18 protein-coding genes and 1 tRNA gene are annotated in these 18,088 nt (G+C 61.6%); 10 read left to right on the plus strand and 9 right to left on the minus strand.

Going from position 1 to position 18,088, the window contains the following annotated elements; genetic code table 11:
* Window positions 1-32 precede the first annotated feature (32 nt).
* Window positions 33-109 (plus strand) — tRNA-Val (locus VITFI_RS10680).
* A 94-nt stretch (window positions 110-203) separates the two neighbouring features.
* Here VITFI_RS10680 and VITFI_RS10685 read toward each other — a convergent pair.
* The 3 genes from VITFI_RS10685 to VITFI_RS10695 form a co-directional block, all read right to left on the minus strand.
* Window positions 204-1,226, minus strand: coding sequence for a type II toxin-antitoxin system HipA family toxin (locus VITFI_RS10685; protein ID WP_232476578.1), 1,023 nt, complete (start codon window positions 1,224-1,226; stop codon window positions 204-206).
* Between the two features lie 229 nt (window positions 1,227-1,455).
* A complete protein-coding gene (locus VITFI_RS10690) occupies window positions 1,456-1,785 on the minus strand; it encodes a helix-turn-helix domain-containing protein (RefSeq protein ID WP_089416949.1) in 330 nt (109 codons plus the stop codon).
* An 87-nt stretch (window positions 1,786-1,872) separates the two neighbouring features.
* Window positions 1,873-2,409 carry a hypothetical protein gene (locus VITFI_RS10695; protein ID WP_157725651.1) on the minus strand — a complete coding sequence of 179 codons (537 nt, stop codon included), beginning with the start codon at window positions 2,407-2,409 and terminating at the stop codon, window positions 1,873-1,875.
* A 236-nt stretch (window positions 2,410-2,645) separates the two neighbouring features.
* Here VITFI_RS10695 and VITFI_RS10700 point away from each other — a divergent pair, with 236 nt between their 5' ends.
* From VITFI_RS10700 to VITFI_RS10725, 8 genes are all read left to right on the plus strand, one after another.
* Entirely contained in the window at window positions 2,646-3,254 is a 609-nt protein-coding gene (locus tag VITFI_RS10700; RefSeq protein ID WP_089416614.1) for a TetR/AcrR family transcriptional regulator, read from the plus strand.
* Complete coding sequence (locus VITFI_RS10705) at window positions 3,251-4,063, plus strand: efflux RND transporter periplasmic adaptor subunit (protein WP_232476580.1); 813 nt, start codon at window positions 3,251-3,253, stop codon at window positions 4,061-4,063. The genes VITFI_RS10700 and VITFI_RS10705 overlap by 4 nt, the downstream gene beginning before the upstream one ends.
* A 70-nt stretch (window positions 4,064-4,133) precedes the next feature.
* Complete coding sequence (locus VITFI_RS18450) at window positions 4,134-4,403, plus strand: efflux RND transporter periplasmic adaptor subunit (protein ID WP_232476581.1); 270 nt, start codon at window positions 4,134-4,136, stop codon at window positions 4,401-4,403.
* Window positions 4,400-4,528 (plus strand): hypothetical protein, encoded by a 129-nt coding sequence (locus tag VITFI_RS19005; RefSeq protein WP_269768716.1) that lies wholly within the window; start codon window positions 4,400-4,402, stop codon window positions 4,526-4,528. Before VITFI_RS18450 ends, VITFI_RS19005 begins: the two co-directional genes overlap by 4 nt.
* 11 nt (window positions 4,529-4,539) lie before the next feature.
* Entirely contained in the window at window positions 4,540-5,604 is a 1,065-nt protein-coding gene (locus tag VITFI_RS10710) for an ABC transporter permease (RefSeq protein WP_232476583.1), read from the plus strand.
* Window positions 5,605-5,606: 2 nt separating this feature from the next.
* A complete protein-coding gene (locus VITFI_RS10715; protein ID WP_089416612.1) occupies window positions 5,607-6,317 on the plus strand; it encodes an ABC transporter ATP-binding protein in 711 nt (236 codons plus the stop codon).
* Window positions 6,318-6,362: 45 nt separating this feature from the next.
* Window positions 6,363-6,824, plus strand: coding sequence for a cytochrome c (locus tag VITFI_RS10720; RefSeq protein WP_198301379.1), 462 nt, complete (start codon window positions 6,363-6,365; stop codon window positions 6,822-6,824).
* Window positions 6,811-8,322, plus strand: coding sequence for an efflux transporter outer membrane subunit (locus VITFI_RS10725; protein WP_089416611.1), 1,512 nt, complete (start codon window positions 6,811-6,813; stop codon window positions 8,320-8,322). The genes VITFI_RS10720 and VITFI_RS10725 overlap by 14 nt, the downstream gene beginning before the upstream one ends.
* Here the strand turns inward: VITFI_RS10725 and VITFI_RS10730 are convergent.
* The 6 genes from VITFI_RS10730 to VITFI_RS10755 all read right to left on the minus strand — a co-directional run bounded on the left by VITFI_RS10730 (window position 8,309) and on the right by VITFI_RS10755 (window position 15,678).
* A complete protein-coding gene (locus VITFI_RS10730; protein WP_089416610.1) occupies window positions 8,309-8,923 on the minus strand; it encodes a recombinase family protein in 615 nt (204 codons plus the stop codon). The two genes, VITFI_RS10725 and VITFI_RS10730, sit on opposite strands and share 14 nt — an antisense overlap.
* Before the next feature lie 60 nt (window positions 8,924-8,983).
* Window positions 8,984-10,201, minus strand: coding sequence for a TniQ family protein (locus VITFI_RS10735; RefSeq protein ID WP_089416609.1), 1,218 nt, complete (start codon window positions 10,199-10,201; stop codon window positions 8,984-8,986).
* Complete coding sequence (locus VITFI_RS19010) at window positions 10,198-12,792, minus strand: TniB family NTP-binding protein (RefSeq protein ID WP_456300719.1); 2,595 nt, start codon at window positions 12,790-12,792, stop codon at window positions 10,198-10,200. The genes VITFI_RS10735 and VITFI_RS19010 overlap by 4 nt, the downstream gene beginning before the upstream one ends.
* Before the next feature lie 74 nt (window positions 12,793-12,866).
* Window positions 12,867-13,022, minus strand: coding sequence for a hypothetical protein (locus VITFI_RS17945; protein WP_157725652.1), 156 nt, complete (start codon window positions 13,020-13,022; stop codon window positions 12,867-12,869).
* Window positions 13,023-13,126: 104 nt separating this feature from the next.
* Window positions 13,127-15,016 (minus strand): chorismate-binding protein, encoded by a 1,890-nt coding sequence (locus tag VITFI_RS10750; protein ID WP_089416952.1) that lies wholly within the window; start codon window positions 15,014-15,016, stop codon window positions 13,127-13,129.
* Window positions 15,013-15,678 carry a DedA family protein gene (locus tag VITFI_RS10755; RefSeq protein ID WP_089416953.1) on the minus strand — a complete coding sequence of 222 codons (666 nt, stop codon included), beginning with the start codon at window positions 15,676-15,678 and terminating at the stop codon, window positions 15,013-15,015. Before VITFI_RS10755 ends, VITFI_RS10750 begins: the two co-directional genes overlap by 4 nt.
* A 52-nt stretch (window positions 15,679-15,730) precedes the next feature.
* Between VITFI_RS10755 and mutL the strand changes: the two genes are divergently transcribed.
* The gene (mutL, locus tag VITFI_RS10760; protein WP_089418107.1) at window positions 15,731-17,671 is read left to right on the plus strand and encodes a DNA mismatch repair endonuclease MutL; all 1,941 of its coding nucleotides are present in this window, start codon (window positions 15,731-15,733) and stop codon (window positions 17,669-17,671) included.
* The last annotated feature ends 417 nt before the right edge of the window (window positions 17,672-18,088 follow it).

Raw genomic sequence — 18,088 nt, forward strand, 5'->3', positions numbered from 1 at the left:
ACCTCGCCATAATAAGAGCTTCAGCAAACGACAGGCGCGTAGCTCAGTTGGTTAGAGCACCACCTTGACATGGTGGGGGTCGTTGGTTCGAATCCAATCGCGCCTACCAAATTCCAAACCCCTTGCAGGTGATCTTGCAAGGGGTTTTTGCTTTCCGGGATCGCCCTAGGAAACGCTGAGCATGCAGCATGAGAACCGCGATTTCATCCTGCGATGACACGTTGCATCATGCTGATTTCTATGCCACCAAGGCCCGATCGTGCCGCTTCCTGGCGCCACTCCTTCACCGAAGAATCCACTTCCGCCAGAATTGCTTTGGCCTGATTGGTGCTCAACTGGTACAAATCCGCCTGAGCCAAGGCCATCGCGGCGTCGGGTTCTTGACTGACGCCATCCAACGTGAGTGCGTGGGCGTCCTTGTAAGGATTAGGGTTGACGTCGTAGGCTGGAGCCAATCGCCATCCTGTGGCCGTACGGATGAACCCATGGTTGCGCAAGTGATCGTCTCGATTGCCGATGCGGATGTTGAATAACACCCGGCGAAACAGTTGTTCCAGATCCGTTTTGATGTGCCCTTGAGCTCCGTGGTCGCAGAGGAACTCTGCGAGATCGAGGTAGCTGGCACCGGCTTGGCCGTCGGTGAACTCCAGTTGTGTCATGGCAGAAGCGAACATGCGCCTGTTGAAGCCGCTTCGATCAAAACGTGCTGCGCAGTAAGTAAGGTACCGGTCTGTCAGTTGAAGGCACTGGGCTTGGGGGACCCAAATCCCTGCGCGCTGTGCCAAGTTTCGGGTCACCCATTCCCAAGCGCCAACGTCGTAACGGTCTTCTTTTGCAGGAAATTTGGCGATCCACAAGCTGCCATCCATGGCGATGAAGTTCGCTTTGGGGCGAGCTCCCCCGAGTGAGGTTCCCGGCGCGATGAGCATCGCCAGCCAGCGCTCGTACTCCGGCAGGTTTTCGGCGCCCGCATCTTCGATGCGGCGACTGGCATGAGCCAATTGCCCCAGATCGGTGACAGGCGGGACGCCAAGGGTGCTGTTGTCTAAGAACGGGGTGTCATCTGCCAGACGCAAACGCAGCGCCCCCATGCGGGTTTGGTCGTGTACACCCAGCAGAAAATCGATGTCTTGCAGACGCCGAGGTTGGCGATTTTCTCGTCGGGCGGTCGCCACCTCGCGCCGTTCCATCAGCACACGCCCCCAGCGGTCGGGAGCTGAATCCATGAAGACCCCGAAAGCCGAATTCGGGGCGGCTGGGTGCTGGGCTCCCGTGTACAAATCCAAGCGTGGATCCAGCATGAACGCGTGGGGGCTTTTCAGCCACGCACGGGTGTATTCGAAAGCGGCAGGCACATCAGTGCGGGTGCCATGTCGCCACAAGGTTCCGACTTGCGCTTGAACGCTCAATTCAGCCGCGTCCAAATGCACTTGGAACGACTCGCGAGCAGAAACTTTACGCGTCGCCATGCTGGCTCCCGGTTGGGTGACGCAGCGAGGGCTCCAGCTCAAGGTCTTGCAGCTTGCGGCCAAGCACATCGTCCTGAGCGAGCAAATCCAGATCACGGTCGAGGCCCAGCACGCGCAGTGCTCGCAGGTACGTGCCCAAAGCGATGGTGGGTTCTCCTTTTTCTAGGCGGTGCAGCGTGTCCCGAGAAATGGCCATGCGTTCAGCCATTTGCATCGCAGAAATTTTTCGCCGAAGCCGGGCCAAGCGCAGCCGGTGGCCAAGCGCAGCCATTTGTCGTTCAGCCGCAGGGAAGGGACGTTGAAATGATCGGCCCATGATGTCTGATATTCCATGCAAAAAAGGCACAGATGTCCAGAATATCAGACGTTCAAACTGAAAAAACAGCAGCGGTGCAAAGGGCGTTTACTTCTGCCAACTCACCGGCAAACCCTGGCGCCGAGCGGCGTAGTTGTTGCCGAGTTCGGTCAAGTTGGCGCCAAAGTCACTCAGGGCGCGTTGCTGCGGGTCGGGGCGCAGGGCGAACCAGTTGTCACGCAGGAAGTTGTGCAGCGGCCGGGTTTCCTCAAAAAAGTCGCTGGGGAATGTGATGAGCTGGAAGGCCGTTTCGAAGTCGATGGCCCCGAAGCGAATCAGCGTGCCCAATTCTTCGTAAAACTGGTGGATGGCACGAAAGTCCTTCAGCTCGGGGGCGGTGTACATCGCCGAACCGGTTTTGTAGCGGGTCAGCATCTCAGCGGGGTCAAACTTCTTGGTACGGTAGTCGGCCAGAAAGCGCTCCGTGACTTCCTCAATCTCGTGGTAACGCTTGAGAAACTCCCCGAAGGACGCATAGGACGTGACCTGCTTGACCCGTGCCGCCCGCGTCTCCGTCCGGGTGGCATGGGCAAATTCCAGCAGGCTCCACGCCGCGCCGCCCACGGTGGAAAGACCTGATGTCATTTTCAGAAGACGACCGCACCAAACATCAGAAGCCGATTGCACTATGCCGGTGAAAGAAAAAAACTGGCCAAATTCAGTACGAGCTAAGCCTGCCTGTAGGGTCTCCACCGGCCAAGCCGAGTACCTCGGCCAGGATCGAGCTTGGCGTTGATTTCATTGGGTGCTGTCAGATAGGGCCTTGCTCTCATCGCACAACCTGATAAGATAGTAATAAATTACTTTCTTTTGGATTGGCGATGAGCGAACACCCTAAGCACCTTCCGGCTGATGAACGGCGAGCGGCCACCGTAGAGGCGGTGATCAACCTGGCGGCTGAGCAGAATCCCAGCGACATCACCACCACGGCGATCGCGCAGCGCATGGGCCTGACCCAAGGCGCGCTGTTCCGGCATTTCCCCACCAAGGATGCCATTCTCGAAGCAGTGATGACGTGGGTAGCTGAGCGTCTTCTTTCCCGAGTAGACAAGGCGGCCCAGAACATCACTTCTCCTCTTGCCGCGCTGGAAGCGGTCTTCATGGCTCATATCGACTTCGTTTCCGAGCATCCAGGCGTGCCACGGATGCTCTTCGGAGAGTTGCAGCGGCCCGGAGAAACACTCCCTAAAAGGATGGTTCAGACCTTGATTCAGCGGTACGGAGAACGCTTGCGCCATCTGCTGGAGAGGGGCAAGGCGATAGGCGAGCTTAATGCCAGCCTCGATATCGAGGCTGCCTCGGTATCGTTCATCGGCTCCATCCAGGGCTTGGTGATGCAGTCGCTCATCGCGGGTGACGCCGCTCGCATCCGTCGCGATGCCTCTGGTGTTTTTGCAATCTATCGTCGTGGCATTGGGAGTGCGTCATGAAATTTCCACGTCTACAACGCCGCACATTGGCCCTGGTCGCCGTCATCATTCCACTTCTACTGCTTTTCATCTATGTTGCTTTGCGTTCAGGGCCGTTGGCTCCTGTTGCAGCTACTGTCAGCACGGTAGAGTCCCGCTCCGTTGCCCCAGCATTAGCTGGTATAGGGACAGTGCAAGCGCGCTTTACTTACAAAATCGGCCCCACCGTTGCCGGGCGCGTCAAACGCTTGGATGTGCATGTCGGCGATACCGTTAAAGCAGGGCAAGTGCTCGGTGAAATGGATGCGGTGGACCTGGACGATCGCATCAGCGCTCAGCAGGCTGCAATCAAGAGTTCCGAAGCTGCACTTCGACAGGCTGCTGCCAAAGAAACTTTCGCGCAGACACAGGCCACACGCTATGAGCAGCTTTTATCGGTGCGTGGCACCAGCGAAGAAACGGTAGTCACCAAACGGCAAGAACTGGCTGTGGCGAGCGCGGCATTGGTCGCCTCGCGAGAAGATATCGCGCGTCTGCGCGCAGAGTTGGAAGCGCTCCGCGCTCAACGCGGAAACTTGAGGTTAGTGGCACCGGTTGCCGGACTGGTCGCAGCACGCGATGCAGACCCTGGCACCACGGTGGTGGCGGGGCAAGCGGTAATCGAAGTAATTGACACCGCAAGCCTGTGGGTTGATACACGCTTTGATCAAATCAGTGCCGAGGGACTGGCTACAGGGCTTCCAGCCAAGATTGTTCTGAGATCACGGCGATCTCAGGCTGTGGCGGGACACGTATTGCGCATCGAGCCTCCGCGCCGATGCAGTGACTGAGGAAACCCTGGCAAAAATCGTTTTCAACGCGCCTCCAGTACCACTTCCACCATTGGGTGAGTTGGCGGAGGTGACTGTGCAACTGGGCGAATTGCCTGCCGCGCCGACCATCTCCAATGCCGCAATTCGGACAGTCGATGGAAAACGCGGTGTATGGAAGCTGGTTGAAGGAGGTTTGACTTTCACTCCGGTCGTGCTGGGCCGCTCCAGTCTTGATGGCCTGGTTCAGGTAGTTGAGGGCTTGAGCGTTGGCGATCAGGTCGTGCTCTACAGCGAAAAGACACTCAGCGCCAAGAGTCGGATTAACATCGTCGATCGTCTGCCAGGAGTCTCACCGTGATCAGCCTGGCCGGACGCGACATCCTTCATGCCTGGGGTAAATTCATCTTTACGGGCATTGGCTTGGGCCTGTTGATTGGCGTCACGCTGACCATGGCGGGTGTGTATCGCGGCATGGTCCGATGACGGTAAGGTGTTTGCTGGACAACAGTGGTGCCAACTTGTGGGTGGTACAGAAAGACACCCTGGGCCCTTATGCCGAGTCTTCCAGCATCCCTGATGACCTGTGGCGCAGCATCCGCACTCTGCCGGGCGTGGCAGAGGCCGCCAATGTGACCTACCTGACCATGCAGGTCGGAAGAGGTGAAAAAGATGTTCGTGCCATGGTCGTGGGCATCGCGGCAGGCGAACCGGGAACATCAGGCTGGCCACCTCAATTGGTCGCGGGACGCCAGATTACGCGTGGCCACTATGAGGCGGTAGCGGACATCGCCACAGGGTTTCGGCTGGGCGATGAGGTGAAGATTCGCCGCAACCATTACACAGTCGTTGGCCTGACCCGCCGCATGGTTTCCTCCAGTGGCGATCCGATGGTGTTTATCCCACTCAAGGATGCGCAAGAAGCGCAATTCCTCAAAGACAACGATGCCATCCTGATGCAGCGTCGCCGCACCGAAGCCAATCCGGTTTTCAACCGCCCCGGCGTGCCCGGTCTGCTCGATGCTGTGATTGCCTCACAAACCAGCAACAACTCGGTGAATGCCGTGCTGGTTCGTATCCAACCCGAATACTCTCCACAGGAGGTGGCCGAACCGATACGACGCTGGAAGCGGCTCACGGTTTATGACCGCGCACAGATGGAAGAGATTTTGGTAGGCAAACTCATTGCCACATCCGCCAAGCAAATCGCCATGTTTCTGGTGATTCTGGCTGTGGTCAGCGCCGCCATCGTGGCATTCATCATCTACACCCTGACCATGGACAAAATTCGCGAAATCGCGGTGCTCAAGCTCATCGGCACACGCAACCGCACCATTGCGGGAATGATCTTGCAGCAGGCGTTGGTACTTGGGGTCATCGGTTTTGTCGTTGGCAAGATCACGGCTACCTTCGCTGCACCCTTGTTTCCCAAATACGTATTGCTGATGCCCATCGATTCAATCTTGGGTTTCTTCGCGGTGATGGTTATTTGTGTGCTGGCCAGCGTTGTCGCCATCCGTATGGCACTGAAGGTCGATCCGGCCGAAGCGATTGGAGGCTGAACATGACGGCAAAAGGCATTCACATCGAAGGCTTGAGCAAGCGTTACGGAGAGAGAGACACTGCGGTTCTCGCCTTGAAGAACGTGAACATGCAGGTTGCGCCGGGCGAGGTGGTTGGCCTGATCGGCCCTTCCGGTTCCGGCAAGAGCACGTTGCTCAAGTGCCTGGGAGCCGTGATTGACCCCACCGCCGGTCGCATGGTGCTGGGAAACGAGGTGATTTTCGACGATGAATGGAAAGTGCGCGACCTGCGGGCTTTGCGCCGCGACAAGATCGGTTTCGTGTTTCAAGCGCCGTACCTGATCCCGTTTCTCGATGTCACCGATAACGTGGCGCTCTTGCCGATGCTCGCGGGTGCCGGCAATGACGATGCGCGAAAACGCGCGCTCGAACTGCTCACCGCTCTGGATGTGCAGCACCGCGCCAAGGCCATGCCGTCACAACTCTCAGGCGGAGAACAGCAACGCGTGGCTATTGCTCGCGGCTTGGTCAATCGACCACCAGTGATCCTGGCTGATGAACCAACGGCACCGCTGGATTCGGTGCGTGCGATGTCTGTCATCCGCATCCTCAACGACATGGCTCGGCGTTTTGAAACCGCCGTCATCGTCGTCACGCACGACGAAAAAATCATCCCGACGTTCAAGCGCATTTACCATATCCGCGATGGCGTCACTCACGAGGAAGCGGGTGAAGGGCGCAGTTTTGAATGACTGCGCCACTCGTTATCGATGTCGCTGAAAAAAGAAGGGGGTCTCATGAACAGCACTAAAAAACCGTTCCTGGTCATTTCCGCCGTGCTTTTCACGGTGATGACCATATCAGCCACCCCTGTCGGCGCGCAGACGGAAAAACCCGCAAAGCCGATGGCACTACGCGGTGTGATGGACAAATTAGGCCGCGACATGCAGGCCATTACAGGCGCAATTTCCAAGGAAGAGTGGGCGGTGGTTGTCGAGTTGGCTCCGAAGATTGCCAACCACGCAGAGCCTCCCGTCGCGGAAAAAATGCGCATTCTTGCTTGGCTCGGAACCGATGCTGGGAAGTTTCGCAGCCACGATGGGCAGACGCACGAATCTGCTACTGCTATGGGCGACGCAGCCAAGCGTGGTGATGGTCTAGCCGTTATCTCTGCTTTTTCGAAGGTACAACAAAGCTGCCTCGGTTGTCATCAGAGCTTCCGTAAGCCGTTCATGGAGCATTTTTATGAAAACCGATGACCTGACTTGCACAGGCCAATGCACGAAACCCAGTCAATGGCCGGCCAGAGCCCTGACATCTCTCGCACTTGTTGGTTTGTTGGCTGGTTGTGCGGTCGGGCCTGACTTCAAACGCCCCGAAGCGCCGACTACATCTAATTACACCGTTGCCACCATGCCAGCGCAAACCGCCTCGGCCGCAATCCTTTTGGGGGAGGTGCAAACCCTCCGGGTCGGTCGGGAGGTCAGTTTGGAATGGTGGCACAGCCTGGGGTCATCCAGACTCGATGCACTGATTGCACTGGCTTTACAAAACAGTCCAACGTTAGCCTCTGCAAAATCGACGCTGCTGCAGGCGCAGGAGCTTCATGCTGCGCAAGCGGGATCAACGCGCTACCCCCAAGTCGATGCGAATATCGGTGCGCAACGCCAACGGATGAGCCCCAGCGGTCTCGGACTGGCCGGCGATGCACGTGAGTTCAGTCTTTACAACGCCAGCGTTGGCGTGCATTACCGCCTCGACTTGGCTGGAGGGAATCGTCGTGCGTTGGAAGCGCTGGCCGCTCGTGTGGACTACCGGAGCCATGAACTGGCGGGCGCGCAACTGACCCTTGCGGCAAATATCACCACCACCGCCATTGTCCGAGCAAAACTCGCGGGTCAGCTTGCGGCCACCAAAGCGATGGTCGAAGCACAGGACGAGCAGATCAATGTCACCCGCAAGCGGGTGCGTCTTGGTCAAGCAGCACCGGACGAGCTGCTTGCACAGCAAACGCAGACCGAACAAACTCGTTCTGGACTACCCCTTTTGCTCAAGCAACTGCAACAAAGTGAGCATCTTCTGGCCACGCTTTCCGGCCAGGCCCCTGGTGACGCGAAGGTGCCCGATTTCACTTTGGCCGAGTTCAAACTGCCCACCGAATTGCCTCTTGTGATGCCTTCTGATCTGGTGCGCAGACGGCCTGATATTCAGGCGGCAGAAGCATTGCTCCACGCGGCGAATGCCGAATATGGGGTGGCGATCGCCAAGCTGTATCCTCAAATCAACCTCAGTGCAAACCTTGGCTCGCAAGCACTCACAACCGGGGCTCTTTTTGGCAGCAACTCTGCTGTTTGGAGTGTGCTGGGGCAGTTGACCCAGCCACTATTCAATCCGGGACTACCCGCAGAAAAACGGGCATCGCTGGCAGCATTGGATGCCGCAGCGGCAAATTATCAGGGCGTTGTGCTCGACGCTCTGCGCAACGTGGCGGACACATTGAGCGCACTGGAGCACGATGCACAGGCATTGAGTTCACTCGCGCTTGCAGACTCAACTGCACAGTCTTCCCTTGAATCCACTGGGCGTCAGTATGCGCTTGGCGCAGCCAGCTACACGCAATTGCTGATTGCAAGGCAGCAGGCTCAACAAAGTAGCATTGCCTTGGTCGCAGCGCAGGCGCAACGGCTTGCTGATAGTGCCGCACTATTTCAGGCGATGGGTGGAGGTTATGATGGATTGAAGGTCAAGCCTTACTGAGCAACTTCGTTCCGTCAGAACGCAACTGACCGGTGGGTGAAATATGCCGGTACAGGGTCTGCCGAGTAATTCCGAGTTCTTGGCACAAATCGCCAACCTTGGTTTCCGGCTGACCCATCGCCGCCATTGCCAGGCGCAACTTGGCCGCCGTCATCTTGAAAGGCCGACCGCCTTTGCGGCCGCGTGCCCGTGCCGACGCCAAACCCGCCACGGTGCGCTCGGCAATCAGCTCGCGCTCGAACTCGGCCAATGCCGCGAAGATGCCAAAGACCAGCTTGCCGGCGGCGGTCGTGGTGTCGATGGCCGCGCCATGCCCGGTCAGCACCTTGAGGCCGATGCCGCGTCCGGTCAGGTCGTGCACGGTGTTGATGAGGTGCCGCAGGTCGCGCCCGAGGCGATCCAGTTTCCACACGGCCAGCGTGTCGCCTGGCCGTAGCGCCTTGAGGCAGCTTACCAGACCGGGGCGATCCTCGCGTTTGCCGGATGCTTGATCCTCGTAGAGATGGTCCGGATCAACGCCGGCAGCAATCAGCGCGTCGCGCTGCAAGTCGGTCGCTTGAGAGCCGTCCGCTTTCGATACCCGCATATAGCCGATCAACATTTTGCACCTGTCACATATACGTTCGATTATGTGACAGTGTGAGCCAGAAAGCTCTGGCCGTCAAAATTTGTCACTTAACCCGTAATTTTGTCTAAGACATGCAAAGGGTTCATCAGGCTCATAATGTGACAGAAATTCCGGAGGGATGCCTTCCTCCGCGAAGGTGGCGCGCAACTGTTCCAAGGAAGCCGGGTCGCGCCGACCATAGGAAGCCAACGCGAACAGCGAGCGTGCCGTCTCGGGGTTGTGCCGCGCTTCAATGATGGCCTCGTCGATGGCCTGGACTGCACGCTGCCAGTGATTGATGGGTTCTGGCTTCGGCGCTTTCGTCGGTAGGCCGCTGGTGAACCCGGTTTGGGGCTCGGACCAGAATAGCTTTGCCTGCTCGCCTGGCGGGCTTATGTCCCTCACCTCAATCAAGTTGATTGCCGTTGCCGCCGCCTCCAGCATCTGCAATCGTACTGCCGGGTTCAGGGTTTCATACGGTCGCCACAGACTTTGCCCAGCACGCAGCGGATGCCCGCAGCTTTCCCAGACTTGGCGGAGATACCCCGCGCAGGTTCCACACGCGGAAAGTGGGGTGTTCAGCTCATCGAGCAGCGTGCGTAGCAGCCGAAACCACAATCCGGCGTGGATGCGCCGGCGCGGCAGCTCCACATACCCCATGGTCAGCGCCTGCCAGGTGCGCCGGTCCATCGCCGCAATCGGGTCGCTGGCGGTGCGTGGGGCGGCATCGGCATTCTCCCAGCCGAGAAAACGCCCTGGCACGCCCCAATAGGATTCCAGCCAGCAGCCATGCAGCGGGCAGCTCAGCATCAGGGGCAGCTTCCACACGAGCAGTACGGCTTGGTTCTCCGGATCGTTCAGGCAGAGCGGACAGGCGCGGTGTATCGGCTGGCTGGGGAGCCAGGCACGCCAGCTCGTGATGGATCGCGTCTTACGGCGGAGTCTTGGCAGCAGCACCGAGAGCTGAAACGCATAGGTTTCCAATGCGTCTGGAATCTGATCATCAAGGCTGTCCAGTAGCCAAGGCACCCAGCCGGCGAAGCTCATACTGCGCAGCCGGTCCAGCTCGATGCCGCTCCGTTGGGAAAGCATCGCCAGCAGCGAGAGTGGTGGCACGGTGTCTAGGTCATCGACGTGGCCGTGACCAAGATCGTGCTCCAGTAGGTCGGGCACCTCCATGTGATAGCAAAGGGCCACGCGGTTGAGCCATGAGGACAGCGCCTCGCCTTCTTTCGGGGCGGGATGCAGCGGCCAGCGTGGTGCCGGCTTCACATCAATTCCCGCTCGAACTGGCGTCGCCGCTCGCTGGGGCCGGTGTAATCGGCCATGCTGAGCGTGCGGTGGTTGATCGCTTCCTCGCCGCTCTCCACGGCGGCAATGGCCGCCGCCATCAGCAGGTGCGCCAGCTCGCCGATGGTGCCCTCGCTGCGCGCGAGCAGGTAACGGGCCATGTCCGCCGTGGCAATCGGCGAGGATCGCCGCAGCGGGAGCGAGGCGGCGAAGCTGGCCAGCAGCGAACAGCAATCGTCGTTGTCCTCCCACACCGGCAGCATCATCGGCTCGAAGCGGTTTTCCAACTGGTCATCCGAACGGATCGCCAGGTAGGCGTCGCGCGTGCCGACCCCGACCAGCGGGATGCGCAACTCGTTGCCGAGGAAACGCAGCAGGTTGAGAAATTCCCGACGGTTGACGCTGTTGCCGGCCAGGACGTTGTGCAGCTCGTCGATGACCAGCATGCGCACCCCGACCTTGCGAAGCAGTGCCAGCGCCAGTTGCTCCATTTCCGGCAACCGTGGGCGCGGACGCAGTGGCGCACCCATCGCGGCGAGCAGCGCGACATAGAAGCGCATCACCGACGGTTCGGACGGCATCTGCACGACCAGCACCGGGATGTGTTCCTGGTCGGCGTCAGAACTGGCCGGATGCGTGCGCCGGAACTTTTCGATGATCATCGACTTGCCGTTGTTGGTCGGGCCAACCAGCAGCAAGTTGGGCATGCGTTGTTTGTTCGGCCACGCATACAGCGTTTCCAGCCTGTTCAACGCTTCGACCGCGCGGGGGTAGCCAATCCAGCGGTCGGCGCGGATACGCTGCACGCGCTCGTCCGCTGGCAGACGGGCCAGACCCTGCGCCGCCGGCAGCAGGTGAGACAGGTCGATAATGGGATATTCGTCCACGGCTACCACTCCTCGATCTGGGTCGAACGGTTTGGCCGGCGGCAGGTTGTCGGCCTGCGGGTCGGTAATGTCCGTTCCCGGCGGAACGGGCTTGTCCGGCCGAGCGGATGCTTTGAGGTGTTGCCGACGATCCGCGTCACGCCGAGCCTTGCGTGTGGCCTTCTGCGCGGTGGTCACGATCTCGCGCATCTGGCCGATCATGCGGAACAGCACCGACTCATCCACCTGTTCGCGCCCTTGCTGCCGCAATTTCGCCAATGCTTGGCGTTGCTCCCAGAGGGTGACAGCCGGGTGCGACAAGGTACGGTAGGGGATTTCCAAGGTTAGTGCTGACCCTCCGGTTCCAGCACCCAGATACGGCTGATGTCGCGCGGGTCGCGCCGGATCAGGAAAGAGGGCTGGCGGTCGCGCCGTGCGATCCAAGGTTTGAGCGCGTCGGCGTAGTAGTGGATGTGGTCGATGACGAAAGCCGGTGCGGGTCAGCGTGCGGCGGAGGATGGGCAGAAAATCGACCAGGAAAGCCGTGGCGCGGGTAACGACTGCTGGCACACCGATGCGCGCCACAGCCTCGGCCCAGCGCGCGGCCGGCGGCTGAAGCAGGCCGTTGTGCACGGAGCCGTGATAGGTGCCGACTGCCAGTGCGAGCCAGCGCTCCAGCTCGCGCAGTGTCAGGGCGGCCATCTTCTCGGAGTCGTACTCCCCGCGTTGGTCGGGATTGGAGAAGGTCGTTCCAGGCAGTTCGTCGTGGATCATCTGCATCGCCGTGCCGATGATCCGCTCCACGATGCCACCGTAGTGCGGCTGCCCGAGCGGACGATAGTCCAGCCGGATGCCATGCTGCTCGCAGCCCCGGCGCAGGGCCTCGCTCTTGAATTCGGCCGCGTTGTCCAGGTAGAGCAACATGGGCTTGCCGCTCATCGGCCAGTCCATTTCCACGTCCAACCCTTCCAGCCAAGGGCGCTTGTCGCAGGCGACATGCGCGAGGCAAAGGCCGACCGAGACGGCGGACGGCGCTTCCAACGTGACCACCATGCCGAGCACACAGCGGGTGAACACGTCGATGGCGATGGTGAGGTACGGACGGCCGATCGGTTGCCGGTCGCGCTCGTCCACCACGATCAGGTCGATGACCGTGTGGTCGATCTGCACCTGCTCAAGCGGCGCAGTCACGGCGGGAGGCACGCCGCCGGCACCTTGGAGGTCTCGGGACGCATCCTGGCCTTCCCGGCGGCGAGTGACTTTGCGCGGATCGAGGCCGGCGATCCGCAACGCCACAGTGTTGCGCGCCGGCACCCGCAGCTTCTGCGCTTTGCAAGCCTGCGCGACCTCGCGGTGGAACGCCGCCAGGCTGCGCTTCTGTTTGGTCAGAAACCGCTTTTGCAGCAGGTCGCGGATGATGCGTTCGATCGGCTCCGGCAAGCGGCCCTTACCTTTGCCGCCGCTCGACTGCCCAAGAACCAGGTCAGTGACCAGCCCCGAGCCTTGCCGGGCACGGCGGATCAGGATGTAGACCTGCCGCCGGGACAGACCCAGTACCTGGGCTGCCGCGTCGGCCGCTTCATGCCCTACCGTCTCCGACTGTGCCAGCGGCCCGATGATCTCCGCGCGACGGCGCGCACGCTCCCATGCCTGATCTGGCAGGGTGGCAACGCCGTGCTCGGTAATCGGTGTGGTATCGGTCGCCATGCTCACCTCGCTTTGGTGCACACGAGTATTGAGCATAGTCGAGATCGGTGCGGATGACTTCTGATATTACGCCGTCAGGAGTGGCCTGCACACTTGGCGTCACGCCCCGTCAGTTGGTGCAGTCGTCTTCTGAAAATGACACCTGAGATGACCCCCACCACAATGGCCAAGCGTGAGCCCAGCCGTTGCAGGTTGTTCATCAGGGGAGAGGATTCTTCGGTGTTGTTCATCTTGCGACTTGGGTGTCAAGGGTGGGTGAAAAGCGCCCATTGTGGGCGCCAGCTCCCTCTGCGCACGTCCTGGGAAATGCGCGCTTGACAGTCTTCGCCGTCGCTTAACCGATCACATCCGGGCACCAGCGCGCAGGCAGGGCGCCGCGCAAAGCATTGCTGACACGCAGGTCTTGCGCTTGGGCCAAATCCGCTCGGGTCAGGCGGCGTTCTTCAGCGGGGGGATGGGCCAGCAGTTCGGCACGCATCACCCCTGGCAGGGCGCCACGGCTCACCGGTGGGGTGTACCAACGGCCCGCCAGTTGCACCCACACCGTGCTGCGGCCTCCTTCGATCAGTTCATCGGCTTCATCGAAAAACAGCAGGTCGAACACGCCCAGGTGCTCGGCTTCGTGTACCGCTGCGTCATAGTGCGCCCGCAAGGTGGTTTTGTGGGCCGACAGCGCATGCGCCCCCGGTAAGCGCAGGCGGGCCTGGCCCAGCCGCACCCGGCCATCGGGTGTCGGTGGAAGCGGTGGCAGCGGTGTGCAGGTGAGAGCGATCCGACCATCAAAAGCCAGCGTCAACCGCACGCGGCCCGTTTGGCCCACTGCTCGGCAAGCTGCGGCAGCGGTTTGGACACGCTGCCACAACCCAGTGGCATCCTCCGCCTCTCCCAAAGGCCAGCCCAGCACGTTGGCACTGTGTCGCAACCGTTCCAAGTGCCTGGCCCAGAGCACCACCTGGCCATCGGGCTCCACACGCAAGGTTTCAATCAGCATGAAACCCGGATCGCAAGCCCGCACGAAGCGCGTTTTCCAATGGGTTTCCTCCCATTCGGTGGCGCTCACGCTGTCCAGCACGATACCACCGCCCACACCCCAGCGCACCGGGCTGGGCGCGTGCGTCCAACCGGGGGCCGGTTCGGTGAGTGTCAGTGTGCGAATCGCCACGGACAGGCACAGGTCGGGCAGCCGCCCCGTAGCCGGTGCCTCGCCGGGGGCGTCCACCCAACCGATGGCGCCGCAGTACAGGCCACGTGGTTCGGTTTCAAGCTGCTGGATCAAGCGCATGGTTTCGCGCTTGGGCGCCCCGGTGATCGAACCGCATGGGAACGTGGCCCGCAGCAAGGCCGGGACATCGACCGTCGGCAAAGGCCGGGCGGTGATGGTGGAAGTCATCTGAAACACCGTCGGCAGGGTCTGCACTTCGAACAATGCCGGTACCCGCACCGAGCCGGTTTCTGCGATGCGCCCCAGATCGTTGCGCAGCAAGTCCACGATCATGAGGTTTTCGGCGCGGTTTTTGGGGTCACGCGCCAGGGTTTGGGCTTGGGTGGCGTCCTGCTGCGGATCCGGCAGGCGTGGCGCTGTGCCCTTCATCGGCTGGGCTTCAATGTGACCCGCTTGCACCCGCACGAACAACTCAGGGGAGCAAGACAGCACCCAGCGCCGGTTCCCTGTTGCGTCGCGGTCGGGCAGGGCCACCAAGGCGCCAAACGCCACCGGCTGGGTGGCGCGCAAGCGGCGGTACAGCGCCACCGGCGGGCCCACCAACGTGCCGTTCCAGGGATAGGTGAAGTTCACCTGGTAGGTGCGCCCTTGGCGAATGGCTTCTTGAATCGCTTCGATCGCGTGGGCGTGCTGGTGGGGCGTCAGCGCCGGATGGGCGCCAACCACACCCGCTGGCGCAGGCTCGGGCCGACCCTCGCGCTCGGCCAGCCATTGCGCGACGCCGTCGGCATTCAATCGCACGCAGTGGCGAAACAGCAGCACCCGCAGCGCCGCTGGCGGGGCGGCGGCGGGCTCGTTGTTCAGCGGCAAGCCCCATTCGTAGTCGATCAACAGCAGGGCGTGCAGCCCGGCGCGCTGGTCGACTTCGACAGCACGCCAGACTTCACCCAACGTCGCCGGATCGGTACAGCGATGTTCTCGCACCCAGCCGGTGTACAGGCGGCTGCGGGGTTTGGTGGCGGGGGCGAGGGCGTCGTCCAGCAGAGCGAAAACGTCGCTCATGGGGTTGGCGGCGGCGGGGTGGCTTCGGTGCGTCGGCCACCGCGCCAGGCCCCGTACAGCGCCAACAAGCCCGGCACCAGAATCAGCGCCCAGATGATTTTTTCCAAGTTTTGCTTCACCCACGGCACATTGCCGAACAGGTAGCCGGCGGTGGTCAAGCTGCACACCCACAGCAGGCCACCCGTCACGTCATAGAACGTGAACTTGCGGCGCGTCATGTGCGCCACACCAGCGACGAAGGGCGCAAATGTCCGCACAAACGGCATGAAACGCGCCATCACCAACGTGATGCCGCCGTAGCGTTCGTAAAACGCATGGGCTTGCAAAAACGCCTGGCGGTTGAAGAAGCGCGATTGCTCCCACTGAAACACCCGAGGCCCAAAGTAACGTCCCAGGGCATAGTTGGTTTGATTCCCCGCAATGGCCGCCGTGACCAGCAGGCCCATGGTCAGCCCGAGATCCATCTGTCCGGCCCCGCACATGGCGCCGACGATGAACAGCAGCGAGTCCCCCGGCAAAAAGGGCATGACCACCAACCCGGTTTCGACAAAGATGATGAGAAACAGCAACCCGTACACCCAGGGGCCGTAGGCGGCAACAAACTGGGCCAGGTACTGATCGACGTGGAGCACGAAGTCCACCAGCAAGGAGAGGATGTCCATGGGCTGCGATTATCGAGGGGCGCGAGTCTGGCCCCTTTCTTACAATCCGGCGATGAGTCCCTCTGAAGAAGGCGCCGTGCCGCGCCGTGCGATCCGTGAATTGCCCGACGAGCTGATCAGCCAGATTGCCGCCGGTGAGGTGGTGGAGCGTCCGGCCTCCGTGGTACGCGAGCTGGTGGACAACGCCCTGGACGCCGGCGCCACCCAGGTGACGGTGCGCTTGATGGCCGGGGGCATTCGTTCCATTGTGGTGGAGGATGACGGAAGCGGCATCCCAGTGGATGAGCTGCCTTTGGCGTTGCGTCGCCACGCCACCAGCAAAATTCGCTCGTTGGCCGAGCTGGAGCAAGTTGGCACGATGGGGTTTCGGGGCGAGGCGTTGGCGGCGGTGGCGTCGGTGTCCGAGCTGCAATTGGTGAGCCGCACCGCTGAGGTGGCGCACGCGCACCGGCTCGACGCCCGCTCCGGCGAGTTGGTGCCCGCCAGCCGAGGTGTGGGCACGAGCGTGGAGGTGCGCGAGCTGTTTTTCAGCACGCCGGCGCGGCGCAAGTTTCTTAAAACCCAGGCGACTGAGTTTGCCCACTGTGTCGAAGCGGTGCGCCGCCATGCGTTGGTGCGGCCCGATGTCGGCTTCGCGGTGTGGCACGACGGCAAGTTGACCGAGCAATGGCGCCCCGCCGAACACGCCCAGCGCATGGCGGATTTGCTCGGCGAAGAATTTCTGGCTCAGAGTCGGGCCGTGGACATGCAGGCGGGGCCGTTGCGGGTGCTGGGGCGCGCTGGGCTGCCTGAAGCGTCGCGCAGCAAAGCCGATCACCAATATGCCTACGTGAATGGCCGTTTTGTGCGGGACAAACTCATCAGCCACGCCCTGCGCAGCGCTTACGAGGACGTGCTGCACGGCCAGCGCCAGCCCGCGTATGTGCTGTTTTTGCAAATCGACCCGGCGCGGGTGGATGTGAACGTGCATCCCGCCAAAGTCGAAGTGCGGTTTCGGGATGCGGGCGAGGTGTACCAAGTGGTGCGCCGGGCGGTGGTGCAGGCGCTGGCCGCGCCTGCGGCACCTGGGGTCGTGGATGTGGCCGAATCACCAGCGCCTTCGGTCTCGGAGCCTCGACCACCCCAAGCGTTCATGGCCGGGCCGGTGGCACCTCGCCCCGAGGTGCATCAGCAGCGCTTGAGTTTGCAAGAGCTGTCCCAGTTGTACGCGCCTGAGCCGTCATCCGTGCCGACCCAGACAAATGTCGGTGTGTTTGGCGACGCATTCCCCTCACCCCAGCCCTCTCCCCCAAGGGGAGAGGGAGAAATGCCTTCAAAGCCCCTCTCCCTTTGGGGGAGAGGGGTTGGGGTGAGGGGACACGCCAGCGATGACATGACGATGGTGTCGGAGGACGAATGGCCGCTGGGGCGGGCCTTGGGCCAGCTCGCGGGGGTCTACATCTTGGCGGAAAATGCCCAGGGCTTGGTGGTGGTGGACATGCACGCCGCCCATGAGCGCATCGTGTACGAGCGCCTCAAGGCGTCGGCGCACGGGCGCGAACTGCCGGCGCAGCCCTTGCTGTTGCCCGTGAGCTTGGCCGCCACCCCAACCGAACACGCTTTGGCCGAAGCCCATCACGCCGAATTGTTGGCCTTTGGGTTGGACGTGGCGCCGCTGGGGCCGGGGCGGTTGGCGGTGCGGTCGTTGCCAGCGGCCCTGCCTCACGCCGATCCGGTGGCGCTGACCCGGGCGGTGCTGCGTGAGTTGGGCGAGCTGGAGTTGGGCGGCACCCAAGCCGGCCAGCTCATCGAACGGGCGCGTGATGAAGTGTTGGCCACGCTGGCTTGCCATGGTGCGGTGCGTGCCAATCGACGCCTGACCCTGGAAGAAATGAACGCCCTGCTGCGCCAGATGGAAGCCACCGAGCGCGCCGGCCAGTGCAACCACGGTCGTCCAACGTGGCGCCAAATGACCTTAAAAGACTTGGACTCCCTGTTTCTGCGCGGGCGTTGACCGTTGCAGCCCTTCCTCTTGTTTTGATTTAGCTGCCATGCGATCTGACCGCGATATCCGGCGTGTTCCGCGCCGCCCTGTGCAACGCACCGACGAATCCACCCCCTCGCCGGCCCAACCGGCCACCGTCATCAACCCCAAAGTGGTGGTGACGCGCCGTGAGCCTTCCTACGAACCTCGCGAACCTCGCCCAGATCGGTTTGACGATCGGAACCGCGACCGTCCCCGCGATCAGGATCGCGAACGCCCTCGCAGCCCTGAGCGGGAACGGGATCGGGATCGCCCGGCGTTCGGTGAGCGGCATTCGCTGCGCCAAGATCCGCGTGATCGTTACGCCATGGATCGGCGCGATCCACGCCAAGACGGTCGTTCTGCGGGTTCGGTGAGCCATCCGGAGCGGTTGGAGCGCCCTGCGCG

The organism is Vitreoscilla filiformis (assembly GCF_002222655.1).
GTDB lineage: Bacteria > Pseudomonadota > Gammaproteobacteria > Burkholderiales > Burkholderiaceae_C > Ideonella > Ideonella filiformis.

What these genes read in the sequence shown, in the direction of transcription:
- VITFI_RS10715 (WP_089416612.1), top strand. Translation starts at nt 5,607, where the DNA reads ATGACGGCAAAAGGCATTCACATCGAAGGCTTGAGCAAGCGTTACGGA.
- VITFI_RS10755 (WP_089416953.1), bottom strand. Translation starts at nt 15,678, where the DNA reads ATGGACATCCTCTCCTTGCTGGTGGACTTCGTGCTCCACGTCGATCAG.
- VITFI_RS10720 (WP_198301379.1), top strand. Translation starts at nt 6,363, where the DNA reads ATGAACAGCACTAAAAAACCGTTCCTGGTCATTTCCGCCGTGCTTTTC.
- VITFI_RS10685 (WP_232476578.1), bottom strand. Translation starts at nt 1,226, where the DNA reads ATGGATTCAGCTCCCGACCGCTGGGGGCGTGTGCTGATGGAACGGCGC.
- VITFI_RS10695 (WP_157725651.1), bottom strand. Translation starts at nt 2,409, where the DNA reads ATGACATCAGGTCTTTCCACCGTGGGCGGCGCGGCGTGGAGCCTGCTG.
- VITFI_RS10690 (WP_089416949.1), bottom strand. Translation starts at nt 1,785, where the DNA reads ATGGGCCGATCATTTCAACGTCCCTTCCCTGCGGCTGAACGACAAATG.
- VITFI_RS19010 (WP_456300719.1), bottom strand. Translation starts at nt 12,792, where the DNA reads ATGGCGACCGATACCACACCGATTACCGAGCACGGCGTTGCCACCCTG.
- VITFI_RS10725 (WP_089416611.1), top strand. Translation starts at nt 6,811, where the DNA reads ATGAAAACCGATGACCTGACTTGCACAGGCCAATGCACGAAACCCAGT.
- VITFI_RS10705 (WP_232476580.1), top strand. Translation starts at nt 3,251, where the DNA reads ATGAAATTTCCACGTCTACAACGCCGCACATTGGCCCTGGTCGCCGTC.
- VITFI_RS10700 (WP_089416614.1), top strand. Translation starts at nt 2,646, where the DNA reads ATGAGCGAACACCCTAAGCACCTTCCGGCTGATGAACGGCGAGCGGCC.
- VITFI_RS10730 (WP_089416610.1), bottom strand. Translation starts at nt 8,923, where the DNA reads ATGTTGATCGGCTATATGCGGGTATCGAAAGCGGACGGCTCTCAAGCG.
- VITFI_RS17945 (WP_157725652.1), bottom strand. Translation starts at nt 13,022, where the DNA reads ATGAACAACACCGAAGAATCCTCTCCCCTGATGAACAACCTGCAACGG.
- mutL (WP_089418107.1), top strand. Translation starts at nt 15,731, where the DNA reads ATGAGTCCCTCTGAAGAAGGCGCCGTGCCGCGCCGTGCGATCCGTGAA.
- VITFI_RS10750 (WP_089416952.1), bottom strand. Translation starts at nt 15,016, where the DNA reads ATGAGCGACGTTTTCGCTCTGCTGGACGACGCCCTCGCCCCCGCCACC.